Origin of the sequence: Aquimarina amphilecti, from assembly GCF_900109375.1 — a bacterium.
Lineage (GTDB): Bacteria > Bacteroidota > Bacteroidia > Flavobacteriales > Flavobacteriaceae > Aquimarina > Aquimarina amphilecti.
Map to the genome: position 1 here is coordinate 34,520 of NZ_FOAB01000008.1, position 21,419 is coordinate 55,938.

At 33.5% G+C, this 21,419-nt stretch carries 10 protein-coding genes and 1 tRNA gene; 5 read left to right on the plus strand and 6 right to left on the minus strand.

Translation table 11 applies throughout. From position 1 onward, the window contains the following. The 6 genes from BMY33_RS23595 to BMY33_RS19510 all read right to left on the minus strand — a co-directional run. Positions 1–1,549: polysaccharide lyase (locus tag BMY33_RS23595; RefSeq protein WP_091411652.1), on the minus strand; the 1,549-nt coding region annotated here is incomplete at its 3' end. Positions 1,550–1,592: 43 nt separating this feature from the next. Beyond that, complete coding sequence (locus BMY33_RS19490; protein ID WP_170837133.1) at positions 1,593–3,455, minus strand: polysaccharide lyase; 1,863 nt, start codon at positions 3,453–3,455, stop codon at positions 1,593–1,595. A 78-nt stretch (positions 3,456–3,533) separates the two neighbouring features. Further along, positions 3,534–6,866 (minus strand): cellulase family glycosylhydrolase, encoded by a 3,333-nt coding sequence (locus BMY33_RS19495; protein WP_091411656.1) that lies wholly within the window; start codon positions 6,864–6,866, stop codon positions 3,534–3,536. A 1,062-nt stretch (positions 6,867–7,928) separates the two neighbouring features. Then, a complete protein-coding gene (locus tag BMY33_RS19500; RefSeq protein ID WP_091411658.1) occupies positions 7,929–8,843 on the minus strand; it encodes a PorP/SprF family type IX secretion system membrane protein in 915 nt (304 codons plus the stop codon). A 4-nt stretch (positions 8,844–8,847) separates the two neighbouring features. Continuing rightward, positions 8,848–16,017: a BspA family leucine-rich repeat surface protein gene (locus BMY33_RS19505; RefSeq protein WP_091411660.1), complete on the minus strand. Its 7,170-nt coding sequence runs from the start codon at positions 16,015–16,017 to the stop codon at positions 8,848–8,850. Between the two features lie 361 nt (positions 16,018–16,378). Continuing rightward, positions 16,379–16,460 (minus strand) — tRNA-Leu (locus BMY33_RS19510). Positions 16,461–16,616: 156 nt separating this feature from the next. Here BMY33_RS19510 and BMY33_RS19515 point away from each other — a divergent pair. From BMY33_RS19515 to BMY33_RS19535, 5 genes are all read left to right on the plus strand, one after another. Further along, positions 16,617–17,558 (plus strand): ribose-phosphate pyrophosphokinase, encoded by a 942-nt coding sequence (locus tag BMY33_RS19515; RefSeq protein ID WP_091411662.1) that lies wholly within the window; start codon positions 16,617–16,619, stop codon positions 17,556–17,558. Between the two features lie 26 nt (positions 17,559–17,584). Beyond that, on the plus strand, positions 17,585–18,211 hold the full coding sequence (locus BMY33_RS19520; protein WP_091411664.1) for a 50S ribosomal protein L25/general stress protein Ctc: 627 nt from the start codon (positions 17,585–17,587) through the stop codon (positions 18,209–18,211). An 83-nt stretch (positions 18,212–18,294) separates the two neighbouring features. Continuing rightward, positions 18,295–18,933, plus strand: a complete 639-nt coding sequence (gene pth, locus BMY33_RS19525; protein ID WP_091411666.1) for an aminoacyl-tRNA hydrolase — start codon at positions 18,295–18,297, stop codon at positions 18,931–18,933. A 211-nt stretch (positions 18,934–19,144) separates the two neighbouring features. Beyond that, positions 19,145–20,077, plus strand: coding sequence for a bifunctional riboflavin kinase/FAD synthetase (locus BMY33_RS19530; protein ID WP_091411668.1), 933 nt, complete (start codon positions 19,145–19,147; stop codon positions 20,075–20,077). Beyond that, a complete protein-coding gene (locus BMY33_RS19535) occupies positions 20,074–21,393 on the plus strand; it encodes an HTTM domain-containing protein (protein WP_091411671.1) in 1,320 nt (439 codons plus the stop codon). The genes BMY33_RS19530 and BMY33_RS19535 overlap by 4 nt, the downstream gene beginning before the upstream one ends. The last annotated feature ends 26 nt before the right edge of the window (positions 21,394–21,419 follow it).

The window sequence follows — 21,419 nt, forward strand, 5'->3', positions numbered from 1 at the left end:
CGACTTCACTTTGTTTACCATCATTATCAGTAGCTACAGCTTTAACCGTATACGTTCCTGTAGATCTTCCATTTACTTCTTGTGGATTAGGAGAACTATTATGACCCCACTCATATGGTGCTACATTCTCTTGACGAACTAAACTGTTATTAATATATAATTTTACATTAGAAACACTTCCATCAGAATCAGAAGCATTTGCAACTACGGTAAGATCATATCCCTCTTGTACCGTAATATTACCGGATGGTGATGCAAATGAAACATTTGGAGCTTGATTACTAGTTGGTGACTTAACAATTACCGTTCTTGAAACTTCTGTAGAAAGCCCTTCTTGTCCTTCTTCAAAAGCTCGTGCTCCTATAGTGTATGTACCTGCTGAAGTCGGTGTCCAAGTTACAGTATAAGGAGACGTTTGATCTTGATCATAATATCCACCATTAACTTTAAAGTTAACTCGATCAACATCCCCATCGGGATCAGAGGCATTAGCTCTTAAGGTAATCGTCTCACCAAGTGTAAACTCTTGATTATTCGATGATGGATTGGTTAATGCAACTTGTGGTGGTTTGTTATCCTCGCCACCGTCTGGTGGGTTACCACATCCTGTCCAAACTTTAAAATCATCAAAAAACGTATATTCTGTTCTTGGAGAATGCCAAACAGGATCTGTTCTACTTCCTCCACGATAGGTATTCATAATTAAAGCATTGATTTTTAAGCTGCTTTTTCCTGAGTTTCGAATTTTCGCATTGTTATCACGATACGTTTCTACTCCATCAATCCACATGATTACTTTACCATTTTTTTGGCCTGGTGTATTCATTTTGATGTACTGACGGATTGTATACCATTTATCATCTTTCAGATTAGAAAAAATTCTTTTTCCGTCTCCACAATCTCCATCTTTTCTAGCACTCCCATCTTGTTTTTCGGCAAAGTAACTGTAAAGAATAAGATAAGGTGCATTGGTTTGCGCCCTATTTCTTCTCCACATCAAACGTGCAGACCATCCATTTGTATTGTATTTACATCCAGATGGAATAGTTCCACGACCAGTACTTTCACTATTAATCCCGCTGGTAGAACCTCCCAACCCTGGCAATTTTCCACCAGTAGCCCAGAAAAAATTATCATCAAATTTTACCTTATATTCTAAATACGCTTCATCTACGGCATCAAAATAAGGATCAAAGAGAAAACCACCTGATCTACCTGAGGCATCATTTTTTAAATACTGCGCTCGTAAAGTTCCATTAACAATCCTTGTTTCTTGCGGAGTGTTTTCTATCAAATTACTTGCAGCGCCGGGACCTTCTACTCCTCTATATGTAGATGCAGTCCAAGGCTTGACTTTATTATTAAAATCACTTTTGATATCTGCAATAGAGTATCGTCTGTTGTTCCAATTATTAAAATCCACATCAATAATAGTATTACATTGAGCGAAAGTGTCTTGATTATTAAAAAGAAGTGCGATCACTATCAAAAATGATAGCATAAAAACATTCTTATTTATATACCGTTTATAAACAATCTTTTCTTTCATGATTATAAAATTTCTAATTAGTTAATAAGTTGAGTTTGTATAATTAATTTTTGATCAGTTTATATCTTTTGATCTCTTTTTTCCAAGATCTCAATTCTATAAAATAAAGTCCCTTCATTAATGATGTTATGTCAATAGAGAATGTACTTTCTTTACCCGGAATTATAGATTTAACTTTCTGACTACTCATATTATAAATTACTATTTCACTAACCGACGTATCAACATTGTTTAGTAAAATTGAATTATTGGCAGGGTTTGGATAATAAGAAAAGGAATCTATCTCTTCTAAATCAGGTTGGGATTTATTACCGCAAGAAGGGGATTGACTTGTATTACTGAAATAAAGTGTGAATCCTCCTGTTTTGGAAACCATCACAAAATTATCTTCATCTATAGTAACCCAATATGATCCATCTAAACCAGGAATTCCAGAATCATTAATTGTTATCCCAGGACTTGATTGTCCTAACGTATGAGTTATTTTGTTTTTTAGATCTACATAGTAACTAGGAACTCCATTATCCGTATTGATTGCAAATTGATATAATCCATTATTAGCAGCATTCCAGTTAATCGTAATCTTTCTAAAATTTTCTAAAACAGGCACATTATCCCCTAAAACGTATACCTCCGAAAAAGATGTTTTATTAATACTAGATATCCCATTACTAACGGGAGTATTAAAAGAACAATTATCACTCTCATCCGTATCCTCCCTTTTTACAATAAGCGTAAAAGTGGTTTCTGAGGTTGCCCCTTCATTATCTGTAGCAACCGCCTTAAAAACATGTGTACCAACAGACAAGTTATTTACTTCATTTGGATTTGGTGATGAAGGATGACCCCATTCATAGGGAGCAACACTTTCTTGTCTTACAAGAGTATCATCTATATAAAGTTTTACATTACTAATACTCCCATCGGTATCAGAGGCATTAACTCTAACATCAAGACTATAACCTTCATCAACGGTAATATTATTAGAAGGTGTTGCGAATGTAACGACTGGTGGTTGATTTGTATCACCTCCATTATCTCCGTCTCCATCATTATCGCTATCATCTCCTATTCTGGTTGTCGAAACAATGAAATCATCAAAGTAAGCTTCTAGGTCTTTGGTAGGTTGAAAAGTTTCATCACTACCTCCAAAAAAGGTTGATAAATAAATAATATTAAGATGAATATCTTCTTCTCCAACTTGCCTGTAATCACCATTATCTGTAATATTTATCGCAAGCTCTCCATTTAACCAACCTCTCATGATTCCATCATTCTGCCCAGGAGTATTTAGCTTATTATACATTTCTACATGATTCCACTGCCCTTTTTTAAACTTCACCTGATCCGCCTGAGGTTCTCCATTAGGTTCTTCATAAGGATCTGTTAGACTCCAATTAATAGATGCATGCCATCCATCCCAAGTAGGTTCTGTATTATAATGCACATAGAACTCAACCAGTCCATCATATCTCCACATTAGACGTAAAGACATATTCCTTTCTGAAGTTTGATATGCTAAACCAGGTAATTTACCCCCTGCTCGAAATTCAAAATCTTCTGGAAAGTATATCCAATAACTAATATATAATTCATCATACTCTCCTTCTACATCAAATGGTACTTTAGTATGCATACCACTTTCTCCGGTTTTAACCTGTCCTTTTGGATACTTAACATCTAGTACTTTTCCTCGATTTTCAAAATCAGAAATATGTACTCTACCTTCATCTGCTCCTTTACAAAAGGAAACATTTAGTGCTTCTTTTATCTGATCTCTATTATATTGCCCAGAAGACAAATGATCAAAATCATATTGATATACATAGTTTTCTTGAGCAAATAAGAACGAAGAAAGGCTCAATAAAATAAATGTAAAACTATTTTTTACGTATTTATAATTCATGATGTATGCGTTTTGAATCATTAGAATCATCATCAGATAACTTAGTAGCTACCTGATGATGATGATTGGCTAATACTATTACTGTTTAGTAAATAGAATGGATTTTCTAAATTTTAATCCTTTAACAATAAGAACATACATACCCGATTTAAGTTTAGAAACATCTAAACCTACTTCTGTATTCTCAATATTCTCTTGAAGTACAATCTTACCTTGCATATCAGCTACTTCTAAAGTAGATTTTTCCTGAGCTATCCCTGTAACGTTAAGTATGTTATCACTAACAGGGTTTGGAAACAATTTAATATTGGTTAATTTATCATCATCTACCGGTGATTTATCATCATCACAGTTAGGAGCTGTATCAGAGTTACTGAAATAAATTGAGAAGTTTCCACTTTTAGAGACCATAACAAAATTAGTTCCGTCTTTTGCTACCCAATAAGAACCATCTAATCCACTAAAACCGGAGTTGCTTATCGTTACTTCAGGATTACTAGTATTAAAGTTAGTGCTACTAAAAGGTCTAAGATCAACATAGTAATTAGGAACACCATTGTTTGTGTTTATTGCAAACTGATATAATCCATTATACTGTGGGTTCCAGTTGATACTAAATTTTCTAAAGTTATCCAACGCAGGACCACCGCTTCCCAACACATGTACTTCTGTAAAAGATACTCCATCAAACGCTGGTAAAGCACCACTAGACGGAGTTCCAAATGAACAATCATTGCCTCCACCAGTATCTTCACCTGTTACTGTTAATGTAAAGGTGGTCTCGGAAGTAGCCCCTTCATTATCTGTTGCAACTGCTTTAAAAACATGACTACCGACTGACAAGTTGTTTACTTCATTAGGGTTTGGTGATGTTGCATGTCCCCACTCGTAAGGATCAAAACTTTCTTGTCTTACAAAATTATTATCGATATATAGTTTGACATTGGCAATACTTCCATCACTATCAGAAGCATTGACTTTTACGTATAAGCTGTATCCTTCATCAACAGTCAAGTTACCATTTGGTGTTTCGAAAGAAACTGCAGGAGGTACATTATCTCCACCAGTATCGCTGGATACTGTAACATTTACATTACCAGAAGTTGTGTTAGCACCATCATTATCAGTTGCTTTTGCAGTTAAATTATAATTACCAACTTGAGCATTATTAATATTATACTGGTATGGAGATGAAGAATCTTCTCCTAATTTTACAGAACCATTATAAAATTCAACTTTTGTTATACTTCCATCCGAATCTGATGCATTAGCTATTATTGTTATATTATCTCCTTCTTGATATGATTGTCCATTACTCGGAGATGTAATACTTACACTTGGAGCTTGATTTTCTCCACCTCCGCCACAAGGAATAATATTCCAACTTGGGCAAGATTGTGTTACAAAATTCGTAGTTCCATCACTTATAGGGAAATCTGGAGAGTTTGGATTACGTGTATTGTTCCACACATGGATTTCTGAAGGATCTCCTTGTTTTTTTCTCGCTGTTTGAATTTCGTTAGCTCTACTACCTAAATTAAAAGTATTATCAAAAATTGCATTTCTAAAACCAGTATTGAATCCAGTTCCTCTATCTAAAAAATCAACTCCAGCATTAATAATCGTAGATCCATCCAAATTAAAGGTGTTGTTATATACAAAACCATAAGCACCTTTAAGGTCAATAAAAGCATCTGCACTATTTTCTCCAGATATCCCTTGCGCAGAGAAAGTACAATTACGGATAATTGTATTTTTAGTTCCTTCTTTTACATCAACACCTTCTGCCGTTACATTAGGTCCTACAATACAACCATCAATAATATTATTATTACATTCTCTTTCGTAATCATCATGCTGTCCTTTATCAGATCCCACATATAAACCTTCTCCAATTCCTGGTTTTTTGATACCCACATTATATACTCGACAATCTTTTACAAGGTTAGAACTCGACCCATCTCTTAAATGAATTCCTTCTTCTCCTAATTCTCTAACTGTTAGATTTTCTAGGATTCCATTATTGGCATTATCCAATACAATTCCTTTAGAACCTTCTTCAAAAATTATATTTTTTATTTCCCAATAATCTCCTAGCATGTGCAATACATATCCATCATACTTTCCATTTTCACCTTTTAATATCGGTGGATTGGAAGGGTTTTGTGCTCTCATAATGATAGGTTGCGAAGCTGTACCATTTTTATCTGAAGCAAATCTAGCTGCTCTTCCTCCTATATTAATTTTATCTGGAGCCTCATAGGTTCCTGAAGCAATTATAATTTCATCTCCTGGTTGTGCATTTTGCATTGCATTTCTAATACAGTCTACTGTATTACAATTGATGGTACCACTAGGCCCATCAGGATCTCCTCCATCATCTTCTGACCAGTTTTTTATAAGGTCTTTTATGTAATTTCCTGTTGGTGTTAGTTGATTATTTTTTAATCCCTCAACCCCTTTTCCTAATTCTACTACAGAAGATCTTTCAGCTCTTGTAGGATCATTGTTACTAGGTTTATCACTAACTGACCAATTTACGTGGCTAATATTATTGTCTTTGAAAAATTGCATCCATCTTTCTGTTTCTGGAATTTCTAAAGCTCCATCACCACTAGCATCAACCGCTCCCCATTCTGTAACAAATAATGCTATACCATTGTTCATAGCTGTTGTAGCTTTTTGTCTTAAACTATTTGTATGTGTCCCTGAATAAAAATGTAAAGTGTATGCCGTATTAGCATCACTTATTGGATTATTTGATGCTACATCCACATCTTGAGACCAAGTAGGAGACCCTACTATAATAAGATTATCTGGATCTTCAGATCTAATAGCTGCAATTACCGTTTCGGAATAACTTTTTACTGTTAACCAAGATTGGTTAATCGGCTCATTATATACTTCATAAATAACATTAGGTTTATCTCCGTATAATTCTGCCATTTCCTTAAAAAAGTCAGCAGCTTCCGAAGTGTATTGTTCAGCTTCATGAGTATGCCAATCTATTATCACATAGATTCCTTCTGTTATCGCTGCATCAATTACTTTTCTAATTTTATTTTTTTGTAAATTAGGACTATCAATGTAACCTGTACCTCCATCCCAGTTTTCTTTTACTCCCATAGCTACGCGGATGATTGAACTATTCCAATCACTGGTAAGATGTGATACGGTTTCGGCATCATAAAAATCCGAAGTATCTCCCGCATTACTCCAGAATAAACTATTTCCAGCCAGACTGACCGGATCATTATTTTTATCAACAATTTGATTTCCTTGGACTCTTAATCTTCCATGTTTCTGTACAACTGTTTGAGCTACTCCTCCTGCCCAAATAAATAATAGTAGTGCTAACCATAAAAAACGGTTTGCTGAAAAATGTTTCTTGTGTGTGTAATACATTTTCATAATTACGCTTGTTTGTGTGTTATATTATTATAAAATGATCTGAAAATATAGGCCTACAGCGTTATTTATATAGGTTCCTATACATCATTATTACTTACCTAAAGAAATCGACAGCTCTATTTAAATGAAAATACAATCGAGATATTCATCGTAGACGTCTAATCTAAATCAGTATTACAACTACTGAAATAGCATATCCGAATGCACTGAAAAATGATTACAGTCATTAGTAACGAGCCAGAAATTCTTCTGGTACGATCCATTATTTAAAATGATATGTCCAAATTCCGGAAGGGTGGGAGATAGAATTTAGATATCGAACTTACTTGCAATTTTATTTAATTCTAATTAATTGGAATTTTTAGTAATTGTTTGTGGGTTCATTAAACTTTACTTAAAATTAATTTGCCAATCTCAAAATCAAACATTTTTATTAATACTCCTTTTCTAAAGGAAAAATTACATGATTTTTATTTACAAGACATCTAAGAAATCAATTTAGACGATCTTTAGTTAACTCTTTTTACTTCTTTTTAGTATTCCATTTTTCTAAAATTTCTACTAGCAAAATGAATACTAATTGCTATAACCTTTTAATTATTCTATTTATACTAAAAAACAATGCTTTTTACTCTTTCTAGCTCTTCTGGGGAAACTATACTATTCGTATTAGCATTATCTCATTTAATAAATTAATTACTTATCAAGATGTGTGTGTATCATAATAAGTCTTAAAATTAATGCATCGTAATATTAGTGTTAAATGCTATTTTAATAATACACTTTTAGGGGTAAATAAATACAAGTATCTGATTATTAGATTTTTAATTTTATAAAATTCAATATAAAAAATGGCATTAACATACCACCTTTACTTAATAAACACATCTATTAATCAATACTAATTCAATAGAATTTCACACCAAAAACCATTCTCTATAATTTACTACAGACAAAAGCTTATCTTAGAAATATAATTTATTACCGTTCAGAAGAATCTAGTATAATATTGAGGTGGTCCAGATTATAAAAGATATAATTTTAATTTATCTCTACCCCAGATCAAAATCCTTCTCCGGATTTGTATGTAAGAATAAATCCATTTGTATTATTAAATGGAGTATTTCTATCAAATGCAGTATAACTATAGGCAAAACGCCAGTTCTCCAGAAAATAAAGTCCAATAAGTCCATTAAATGATGAACTGCTTCGATAACCGCCTCCGACTTCTATTCTATTCTTATAATTAACAGATACATTAAAATCAAACTGAGCAGGCGCGTCAGCCTCAAACTTAACTAACATGCTTGGCTGTAGCCGTATTTCTTGGAATCTACTGAGATACAATCTATAACCACCATATAAATAATATGGCGTTTGAATATTTACATTTTGGTCAGAAGCAATACTATCAGAGAACAAATTTTGCACAGAAAATCCAATATAAAGTTTATTATGATTATAAAGAGCTCCAAAACCAAAAGTTGGAACAGTCACGTTAACATCATTTTCAAAGTTTGGATCTCCTTGTATATTTAATCGTGATAGATCTTCATTAAAGAAAAGTACTCCCGTAGTTAATCCAAATGATAATACATTAGGATTATAATTCCACCAACGTGCTCTATTATAATTCTCATCTAACAATATTTTGTAAGCATAAGATCCAAAAATCGTTGTTGCAGAAGTTACTCCAATTTGATCACTTATAAAACCACCACTTATCCCAACCTTATCATCAAAAACACTTGTATTTAGAATTCCTGAAAACGTTCTTGGGCTTCCTTCGAATTCATTTAAATATCCAAAATTACTTAAACTTACCTCCGTATCTGAACTATACCCTGAATGTGCAGGATTAATTAAAACTGGATTGTAATAATAGTCAGAAAACACAGGTGTTTGCTGAGCTTGTATAGCGTTTTTGCATACTAACAAAATTAATATTGTTAGTATCTTATATATATGTTTTGTCATAAAATTATCGTTTTAAAACTAAAAAGCCTTTTAGTTTTTTAAGAGAATTATTTGCTGGGATATTAATAGTAAAGAAATAAGTTCCTTCAGGCAGTTCACCACCCCCTAGATTTGTTAAACGATTAGCATCTCCCCTGAAAGCTCTAGAAGTGTTATTGTAACCAGAAATCTCATATACCATATCACCCCAACGATTATAAATAGAAACAACATTTTCAGGATAATTTTCTATACCATCAATTTCCCAGAATTCATTAATCCCATCTCCATCCGGAGAAAACCCATATTTCGTATCATCCTCTACAATAATTATCGGATTTTCTGTGATAAAATTCTCTTCAGAACATCCAATTGCATCTCCTAATATGTTGTATGGGGTAATAGTTACAAAAACTGTAGTATTCTCTGGTAAATCAATTGGCAAATCAAAAGTTGTAACATTACCAATATCCTGATTATTTATAATATCTGTAACACCAGAACTCGTCCCAACTGTTAGTCTATATCCAGTAGCATCAGAAACTGCATTCCAACTTATGTCTGTATCTACAGAAACATCTGTATCTCCACTTAAAGGATTAGATAATGTAGTACAACTCGGAATCGTTGCTAAAGTCTCCGTAGTAAAACTCTCTTCTGAACATCCTGTAGCATCTCCAACTGCATTGTACGGAATAATAGCAACAAAAATCTCAGTATTCTCTGGTAAATCAGTTGACAAATCAAAAGTAGTTACATTACCAACATCCTGATTATTTATAATATCACTTCCGCCAGAACTTGTTCCAACTATTAATCGATATCCCGCAGCATCAGAAATTGAATTCCAGCTTAAATCCGTTCCTATAGAAATATCAGTAGCGCCATCAAAAGGAATCGATAAAGTAGTACAACTTGGAATCGTTGCAACAGTTTCTGTAGTAAAACTCTCTTCTGAACATCCCGTAGCATCACCAACGGCATTGTACGGAATAATGGTAACAAAAATCTCAGTATTCTCTAGTAATTCTGCTGGCAAATCAAAAGTCGTTACATTACCTACATCCTGATTATTTATAATATCACTCCCACCAGAACTTGTTCCAACTATTAATCGATATCCTGTAGCATTAGAAACTGCATTCCAACTTAAATCCGTTCCTATAGAAATATCAGTAGCGCCATCCAAAGGAATCGATAAGGTAGTACAACTTGGAATCGTTGCAACAGTTTCGGTAGTAAAACTCTCTTCTGAACATCCAGTAGCATCACCAACCGCATTATACGGAATAATGGTAACAAAAATCTCAGTATTCTCTGGCAAATCTGCTGGCAAATCAAAAGTCGTTACATTACCAACATCCTGATTATTTATAATATCACTTCCGCCAGAACTTGTTCCAACTATTAATCGATATCCTGTAGCATCAGAAATTGAATTCCAACTTAAATCTGTTCCTATCCCAACGTTAGCAGCTCCATCTAAAGGAATTGATAAAGTAGTACAACTTGGAATCGTTGCTATAGTTTCTGTAGTAAAACTCTCTTCTGAACATCCAGTGGCATCACCAACGGCATTATACGGAATAATGGTAACAAAAATCTCAGTATTCTCCGGTAAATCAGTTGGCAAATCAAAAGTTGTTACATTACCAACATCCTGATTATTTATAATATCACTTCCGCCAGAACTTGTTCCAACTATTAATCGATATCCTGTAGCATCAGAAATTGAATTCCAACTTAAATCTGTCCCTATCAAAACGTTAGTAGCTCCATCTAAAGGAATCGATAAAGTTGTACAACTTGGAATCGTCGCTAAAGTCTCTGTTGTAAAACTTTCTTCTGAACATCCTGTAGCATCTCCAAAACTATTATAAGGAACTATTGTAACAAATATTTCTGTCCCTTCTGGCAAATCAGCTAGTAAATCAAAAGTAGTAACATTACCAACATCTTGATTATTTATAATATCCGTGGCTCCAGAACTTGTGCCTACTGTTAATCGATATCCATCCGCATTAAAACTGCTGCCCCAAGTTAAATTACTACCTATTGCAATGTCTATAGCTCCATTTAAGGGAATAGTAAGTGTGGTACATGCTGGAGGATCATTTAGTGTAGATTCTCCTGTTCTAAAACTTTCTTCCATACATCCAACTGCGTCACCAACATCATTATATGGTATAATTGTTACATAAAAAGTTCTGTTTTCAATAAGATCCGTTGGAAAATCATATATAGTTACATTTCCTACGTCAATACTATTTGCTATTTCAATGCCGCCTTGAGTAATTCCTACAGAAACCAAGTAACCTGTGGCTCCATCAACACTATTCCAACTTAAATCTGTATCGATTGCTACGTTAGTAGCTCCATTTAAAGGATCCGAAATCGTAGTACAAGAAGGTACAACGGGAATCAACTCTGTAGTAAAACTTTCTTCTGAGCATCCTGTTGCATTTCCTTCTTCGTTATACGGAGTTATAGTAACGAAGATTTCGGTATCTTCCGGTAAATCATTTGTCAAATCATAAGTGGTAACATTACCAACATCTTCATTATTTAAAATATCATTTCCACCTATAGATGTACCTACTGTTAAAAAATAACCATCAGCATCAGCAATTGCTTGCCAAGAAACATCCGTTGTTATAGTAACATCACTAGTTCCAGCCAAAGGAGTTACCAACGTTGTACAATCTGGCACCGTAGCAGGATTTGTTGAAAGAGAAAATGTTTCGACAACACAACCTGTGGCAATACCTTCGTCATTTCTAGGCTCTATAAGAACTGTTACGCTAGTAGAACCGACAAGTTCATTAGCCATAAATTCATAAGATTCTGTAGTAACAGTTGCATTAATTATGGTTCCACTTGGCTGAAGCGTAATCGTAAGCACATATTCAGTTGCATACAGAACTGGTTCCCAAACAAGGTTTGTATTTATTGGCACATCTACATCGCCGTTTTCAGGTGATGTTAGCTGTGTACATACTGGAATTGGACAATCCCGAATATCATCTGTAAAAATCCATCCATAGGTATCGATCATGGATTGTCTTTCATCTATACTATCACAATAAAGAAGTGATTCTGCACCTAAATTAATTCCTGTAGTCAATGCCTGTTCTGACCAAGCAATTAATGTACTATCATAATTCTCTCTTGTTAATGCAGTATTATCCAACATATCTAACATATTGCTAACACTACTTATATTCCAATCACCGAGAAACTGATCAAAGGCCGTAGCATTTTCTAACATAGATTGCATACTAACACTACCCATATTCCACATATTCATTTCTTGATTATAACTACTGGCATTTCTAAACATATAATCCATATTCTGAACTCCACTAACTCTCCAATTATTTAATAATTGATTGAAAGAAGTAGCTCCATCAAACATATATGCCATCGTATTTACTCCTCTTACATTCCAACTGCTAATAGCTTCATTAAAAGAGGTAGCACCCTGAAACATTCCTTCCATCGTAGTTACCGAAGCTACATTCCAAGAATCCATTGATTGGTTATAAGATGTAGCGTTTCTAAACATTTCTTCCATAGTCGTTACAAAAGAAACGTTCCAAGAATCAATATTTTGATTAAATGCAGTAGCTCCGCTAAACATTTCCTGCATATTCTGAACCTCTCCCGTATCCCAACTATCTAATGATTGATCAAATACAATTGCATCCTTAAACATAGAATCCATATTTGTTACCACGGAAACATCCCAAGGATTCAAATTCTGGTTAAAAGCTGAAGCTCTTTCAAACATAGAAGTCATAAGTGTTACAGAACTCACATTCCAATTATCAATAGGTTGATTGAATGCATTAGCACTTCTAAACATAGAAGTCATATTGGCAACAGCACTTACGTCCCACATATTTAATGGTTGATCGAATGCTTGGGCATTTTGGAAAGTAGAAACCATACTTACCACAGAATTTACATCCCAATTATTAAGTGGTTCATTAAATGCTAAAGCATCCTCAAACATGGACTGCATAGTGATTACATTGGTCACATTCCAAGAATTTATATCTTGATTAAATACAGAAGCTTCATGAAACATTTCTGACATATCTGTAACATTTCCAACATTCCAATTATTTAGAGGTTGATCAAATTGAGGACAATACGCAAACATTTCTCTCATATCGGTAACATTGCCTACATCCCAATCGTTTAAAGATGCATTAAACTCCATATCTAGAAAAAAACCATTAAACATCTCTGCCATATTAGTTACATTACTAACATTCCAAGCATTTAAAGATTGATTAAAGATCAATGCTCTTTTAAACATTCCTGCCATATTCGTTACGCTGCTAACATCCCATGAGTCCATAGGAGAATTATATAGTCTAGCACCCTCAAACATTGATGCCATATTTGTTACCGATGAAACATCCCAACCATTAATATTCTGAGTAAAACTTCTTGCGGATCTAAACATACTTGACATAAACTCTACATTAGATGTATTCCAAGCATCCAAAGGTTGATTAAAACTAGTAGCGGAAGAGAACATTCTCGACATATTCGTAACATTATCAACGACCCAATTGTCCAGAGGTTGATTAAAAGCAGTGGTACGATTAAAAAGACCACTCATATCTGTAACATTACTCACATCCCAATCGTTAATATTTGCATCAAATAAAACAGCTCCATCAAACATCTCGTTCATACTTGTCACCTGTGATAAATTAGGTATGTCGGTAGCGTTATAAATCATATTCTCACAATCATTACAGGCTTTTTCCATAGATAGATATTCGAATGTTCCCCATCGATCAATAGAAAGTACTTTTTCGCCATCTCCAAAAACTCCAAAATAAGGATTAGGGAACTCTCCTATAATGGCTACATTATATATTCCAGGAACATCATACGTATGGATAATATCAGAAGTTACATTATTATCATATTCTCCATCTCCCCAATCTATATTTATATTATAGGTAAAATCATTATTTGTTTCTACTTCAAATTGATTTAAAGGTGTTGTAGCAAAACCATCTATTCGGGTATCAATCTGTATTCTATATGCATTAGGGTTATTTTGCCAAGAGGATACTACTGAAAAACTTATTTCATCACAGTTTTCTGCAGGTCCTTCAGCATTATAAGGAACGACGGTAATGTATACAACATCTCCATCCAGAAATTCATTAGTAAACGTGATACGAGTAACATTTCCCAAATCTTCATTGTCATAAATCACTTGTGTAGCACCACCGTTTTCTCTTCGTAAACTCACTAAATAACCCGTTGCTTGCGGGGCAGCATTCCATACAATATCAGAATTAGCTGGCACTCCTATTGCACCATCTAAAGGAGAGATTATTTCAGTACAAAAAACATTGGTACAATTAACAATATCACCTGTAATAGTCCAGTTAAAATTATCTATTAGTTCTTGCCTAGCAATTCTACCATCACAATAACGAATATTTAAGGCTCCCAAAGAAACATTTGATTGCACTGCTTGTGATGCCCATCCTATCAAGATATTATCATAATTTTCTTGCGACAAACCCGAATTAGACAGCATATTACCCATTTGCGTAACCGAGGTAATATTCCAAGAAGCTAAATTTTGATTAAACATTTGGGCTCCACTGAACATTACATTCATATTAGTTATGTTTTGAGTATCCCAATTTATTATGTCCTGATTAAAACTTGTTGCTCCACTAAACATTGCTTGCGTATTCGTAACAGTAGATATAGCCCAATTGTCCAAAGGTTGGTCATAAACCGTGTTACTTGCAAACATTGTTGACATATTTGTAACGCTAGATACGTCCCAATCATTAATATTTTGATTAAATGCTGACCAACCAAACATACCTGAAACATTAACAACAGCAGATGTATTCCATTGATCTAAGGGTTGATTAAACGGTGTAGTAAAAGAAGTATTCCCACCAAACATTCTAGATAAAGAAGTTACAGAACTCACATCCCAATCATTTAATGGCAGATTAAATAACGCTCTATTAAACATTGAATTCATAGAAGTAACCGCACTTACATCCCATTGATCTAATGGTAAATTAAAAACTGTAAAAAAGAACATCGTATCCATATTGGTAACAGAAGATACATCCCAATTATTAATAGGTTGACTAAAATTACGATTAACAGAAAACATTGATGACATATCTGTTACAGCTGAAACATTCCAATTATCTAAAGGTTGGTTAAAATTAATACATGAGAACATCCCGGACATATCCGTAACATTATCCACTATCCAATTATTAATATTTTGATTAAATGAATTAGCGTCATCAAACATCTGAGACATATTGGTAACATTAGAAACATTCCAATTATTTAGAGGATTATTATATGCACTGGCATCAAGAAACATTCTTGACATGTCGGTAACATTTGACACATCCCAATTATTGATATTTTGATTGAAACGTTCCGCGTCATCAAACATACCTTGCATGTTAGTTACAGTTGCTGTATTCCAGTTATCTAAAGGTTCATTAAACAATTCTGCATCCCGAAAAGTTTCGGACATATTGGTTACATTTATTACATTCCAATTATCTAGAGGTCTATTAAATATTTCTGCGTCATAAAACATTCCCGAGATATCTGTAATTGTACCTACATCCCAATTATTAACAATACCGTTAAACGAAAGACACCCCCTAAACATATTTTTTAACGAGGTTGTTTGAGACAAATTTGGGGAATCTATTGCGTCGAAGTTAAGATTACTACATCCATAGAAAGCATTTTCCATTGTTCGCCACTCGATAATCCCCCATTCAAGAATTTCTATAATCTTTTCTTCATCTCCTGAATTATTAAAATAGATTGCTGGAAAATCACCACTTATTTTCACAGTATAGGTTCCTGGTGTTGTATAGGTATGGGTCATATCTCCTGTTACACCTGTATCCGTTGCCCCATCACCCCAATCTACAGTATAATTGTACGTATACGCTGGATTTGTAGGAATTGTAATTTCATTATTTGCAGAAGTCCCTGGCTGTGTTGTATCCCAAATCGAAGTAAACTCTCCTACAAAACTGGTGAACTCAGATTTTTCAATAGTATTCTCTAAAGAATGTCCGTTAAATACAGGAGCTATGAATAAACTATAACTCAATAAATACAGTATAGTACGTAGGTGTATTTTTTTTATCATATGAAATTTTTAAAATCAATTTTCCCTTGTAAATCAAATTAAAATCAACCGTTACCGGAGATGATCTAATATTTACGCATACAAAATTATGGTCTCTTGGTACCCTAGTCAACCCTGAAAACAGTGGTTCTTCATTTTGCCTTTCTCAAAACTATCGATAAATATTAGTGAAGACGTTTCAAATTATAACTTGAAACCTATAAATAGTGTTTTACATACCTCTTTCCTACATTCGAAGAGTATGATAGTCATTAAAATCAAACGGTATATAAGCAAATAAAATAATAATCTTTAAACACACTTCATTGAAGTTGATGTAATAAAAAAGACCTAACTATTAAATATAAGTTAGGTCTTTTTGTACTCAAGGCGGGAATCGAACCCGCACGTCTTGCGACATTGGATTTTGAATCCAACGTGTCTACCAATTCCACCACTTGAGCAGTTTTAAATGAATTGGACGGCAAAATTAAAAAAATATTTCATCACATCCATTAAATAAGTAATAAAATAAGGTAAAGACTAGAAATAAATTTTTAAATTTGCACCTTGTTTTTAGAAAAAAAGTTTTAACTCATTACAAAACAACATTTTACCCTATGCCTAATTCAATTCCAGAAGCAAAATTTTTTGCTTGTAACCAGAGTACAGAACTAGCAGAGAAAATTGTGTCAGCTTATGGCGCTAAATTGGGTAATGTAATTACATCTACATATAGTGATGGTGAATTTCAACCTTCTTTTGAAGAATCAGTAAGGGGATCTAGAGTTTTCATTATCGGTTCTACACATCCTAGTTCGGATCATTTAATGGAAATGTTATTGATGTTAGATGCTGCAAAAAGAGCTTCTGCCAGACATATTACTGCTGTTATGCCATATTATGGATGGGCTCGTCAGGACAGGAAAGACAAGCCAAGAGTTCCTATAGCAGCCAAGTTAGTTGCTAAAATGTTAGAAACTGCTGGAGCCACAAGAATTATTACAATGGATTTACATGCAGATCAGATTCAAGGTTTCTTTGAAAAGCCTGTAGATCATTTATTTGCATCAACTATATTTTTACCATACTTGCGATCATTAAACTTAAGTGATTTAACAATAGCTTCTCCTGATATGGGAGGTTCTAAAAGAGCTTATGCATATTCTAAAGCTTTACAAAGTGATGTGGTAATTTGTTATAAACAACGTGCTAAAGCTAATGTAATCTCTCATATGGAATTGATTGGAGATGTTACTGGTAAAAACGTAGTATTGGTGGATGATATGGTAGATACTGCTGGTACACTTACTAAAGCAGCTGATCTTATGATGGAGCGAGGAGCAAAAAGCGTTAGAGCAATATGTACACATCCTATTCTTTCTGGAACAGCTTATGAAAGATTAGAAAACTCAAAATTAGAAGAATTAATCATAACTGATTCTATTCCTCTAAAACAACAAAGTGATAAAATTAGAGTAATTACTTGTGCAAATTTATTTGCAGATGTAATGAATAGAGTTCATAACAATGAATCTATCAGTTCTAAATTTATAATGTAAATTAATAACTATTAATATATTTTAAAATGAAGTCATTAACAATCAATGCATCTCAAAGAGAAAGCGTAGGCAAGAAAGCAACAAAAGCCTTACGTAATGCTGGACAGGTACCTTGTGTTATTTACGGTGGAGACACTATAATACACTTTGCAGCGCCAGAAATTGCTTTCAAAAACTTAGTGTATACTCCAGACGTTCATACCGTGGTAATAGCGTTGGACAATGGTACAAAAGTAAATGCCATCTTACAGGATATTCAATTTCACCCTGTAACTGACAGAATTTTACACATCGATTTTATCCAGATTTTTGATGATAAGCCAATCACTGTAGAGCTTCCTTTCAAAACTACAGGAGCTGCAAAAGGAGTTCTTAACGGAGGGGTATTACGTTTTAATTTAAGACGTATTAAAGTAAAAGGTCTTGCTTCTAATTTACCTGATTTAATCGAAGGAGATATTACAAACCTAAAAATAGGTAACAAATTACTAGTAACTAGTATCGTAAGTGAAAATTATACTGTTTTACATCCAGATAATACTGTAATTTGTATGGTTAAAACTTCTCGTACTGCAGTTGAGGACGATGAAGAAGAAGAAGAAGAAGGAGCTGAAGGAGAAGCACCAGCTGCTGAAGCACCAGCTGAAGCTTAATTTTCTTAGTAAAAACAAGCAAAAAAGCATTCTGATTTTATTTTCAGAGTGCTTTTTTTATTTTTACATAAAAAGAAACACAAATGTTCTCTGTATTTAGAAAAATATTCTCTAATCAAACTCGAAATACAAAAGAAGAAACTCAAGAAGATCTTATGAAAAAATTTCTTGTTGTAGGTCTTGGTAACATAGGACCTAAGTATCATAATACCCGTCATAATATAGGTTTTAAAATTCTCGATGCTTTAGTAAAAGAAGAAAGTCTAACTTTTGAAACTGAAAAACTTGGAGACCTAACCACCTATAAGCACAAAGGGCGCACAGTTCTATTACTAAAACCAAACACTTATATGAATCTTAGCGGAAAAGCAGTTAGGTATTGGTTAACTAAAGAAAAAATTCCTGTTGAGAATCTTTTAATAATTACAGATGACATTAACCTTCCTTTTGGTACTATTAGAGTAAAAGCAAAAGGAAGCGCTGGCGGACACAATGGACTAAAAGATATAGAAGCTCAACTCAATACTTCAAAGTATTGTAGATTTAGGTTTGGTGTAGGAGCAGAATTTAACAAAGGAAGACAGGTAGATTATGTATTAGGAGAATGGAATTCTGAAGAAGAAGCTGATATGCCTGAGCGATTAGACAAAGGGATTGCACTTATAAAATCGTTTGTTGGTGCTGGTTTAGCAAACACGATGAATACCTTTAACGGAAAATAAATAGTAGATCTCACAACATTTGCTTAATTTTATAGCTAATAATTCTTAATACTAAAACATTGTATTCAGAATTACATAAATGTTGATGAACCCTTTATGGTTTTAACTAAAATAATCTTCTTGAAACAGAATACACATACCAAATCGAAAACAATTACTGCGTACGATTACGAATTCCGTCTTACTACAATAAACAAATAAAAAACAACGGATGAAACGTTATACAGACGCTAACACATATAATAACCATGTGCCATCGGTTGTTACTATTGGAACTTTTGATGGTGTACATATTGGCCATAAAAAAATTATTGAACGATTAGTAGAAGCTGCTAAACGTAATAATCTAGAATCTGTAATTCTAACCTTTTTCCCTCATCCAAGGATGGTTTTACAAAAGGACACAAGCATAAAGCTAATTAATACAATTGAAGAAAGAATACAGATTTTAGAAAAAACCGGATTAGATAGTTTAGTAATTCATCCATTTACCAAAGAATTTTCTCGTTTATCAGCTAAAGAATATGTAGAAGAAATGTTAGTGGATAAACTAAACGTTCGTCACGTTATTATTGGCTATGATCATCGTTTTGGGCGCAATCGTAATTCTAACATTATCGACCTAGCTTCTTTTGGTATTCAGAATGATTTTACGGTAGAGGAAATCACTAAACAAGATATCGACGATGTAGCGGTTAGTTCAACTAAAATTCGCGAAGCTTTACTCGAAGGAGATATCATGAAAGCAAATAAATACCTAGGGTATAACTTTATGCTAACTGGTAAAATAATAAAAGGTAAAGAATTAGGACGTAAACTAGAATATCCTACAGCTAATCTTTACATAGAAGAGGACTACAAACTAATTCCAAAAAAAGGAGTTTATGTTGTAAAATCTCATATCAACAACAAATTGTATTTTGGGATGATGAATATCGGTAATAACCCCACGGTAAATGGGCAGCATCAAACAATCGAAACTCATTTCTTTGACGCTTCATTTAACCTATATGAAAAGAAAATACAAATCGAAATGCTTATTCGTATTAGAGATGAGAAAAAATTTGAATCCATCGAAGCATTAAAAAATGCCATGCAAGATGATGAAGATTTTTCTAGAGATTATATAAATTCTACGGTATGATCAATCGGTGGTTATTTACGCAAATAGATAATAGTGCTTTAATAATTTTCAGAGTTTTTTTTGGGTTTTTAATCACTGCAGAATCTTTTGGAGCTATCCTTACTGGCTGGGTTAAAAGAACGCTTGTAGAACCTCAATTTACCTTTAATTTTATAGGATTAGATTTTCTGCAGCCACTTCCCGGGAACGGAATGTATTACTATTTTGCCCTTATGGGTATTTTCGGCATCTTCATCATGATTGGTTTTAAATACCGATGGAGTATGATTGCTTATACTATTCTATGGGCTGGTGTTTATTATATGCAAAAAGCTTCCTATAATAATCATTACTATTTACTTTTATTATTGTGCATTCTTATGAGCACATTACCAGCAGGAAATTATTTTTCTTTAGATGTCAAAAAAAATCCCACACTTAAACGAATTTCGATGCCTAGATGGTGCATCTTATTTATTATAATTCAGTTGTGGATTGTTTATACGTATGCATCCGTTGCTAAACTATATCCTGATTGGTTAGACTTTAGTGTAGCTAGAAACTTAATGCTATCTAGAGCAGACTATCCTATTGTTGGAGAAGTATTACAACAAAAATGGGCTCATGTAGCTATTGCATATTTTGGGATTTTGTTTGATTTACTGATAATTCCTTTACTACTATGGCGAAAAACACGTCTAGCTGCCTTTATTATAAGTATCTTTTTTCACCTTTTCAACTCCGTTGTATTTCAAATTGGAATATTTCCATACTTATCATTGGCGTTTACTGTCTTTTTCTTTTCTAAAGAGCGTATTCATAGTCTTTTTATGCCTAAGAAAGAGTTTTATTCTGCAAACGAACTAATTCTTCCATCATACAGAAAATTATTAATTCCAATATTGTCAATTTGGTTTGTAATTCAACTTGCATTACCAATTCGTCATTGGTTTATTCCTGGTGATGTTTTATGGACAGAAGAAGGACATAAATTAAGCTGGAGAATGATGTTACGAGGCAGATCAGGGTACACTAATTTTTATATCGAATTTAATGATAACGCCTGTAAGAGAGTTAAAATAGATAAAAATCAATATTTATCTAAAAAACAACGTCGTATTGTAAACACAAAACCAGACGCTATCTGGCAGTTTGCTCAATTTCTAAAAAAAGAACACCAAAAAGAAGGAAGAGACATAGCAGTGTATGTAAAGAGTAGAGTTTCTGTAAATCGCAAAAAGTCTAGAGTACTTATAGACCCTGATGTTGACTTAACAACTGTAAAATGGAATTATTTTGCAACTAACCCTTGGGTTATTAAATATGATAAAGAATAGATATTCCTAAATCGAAAGAATACATT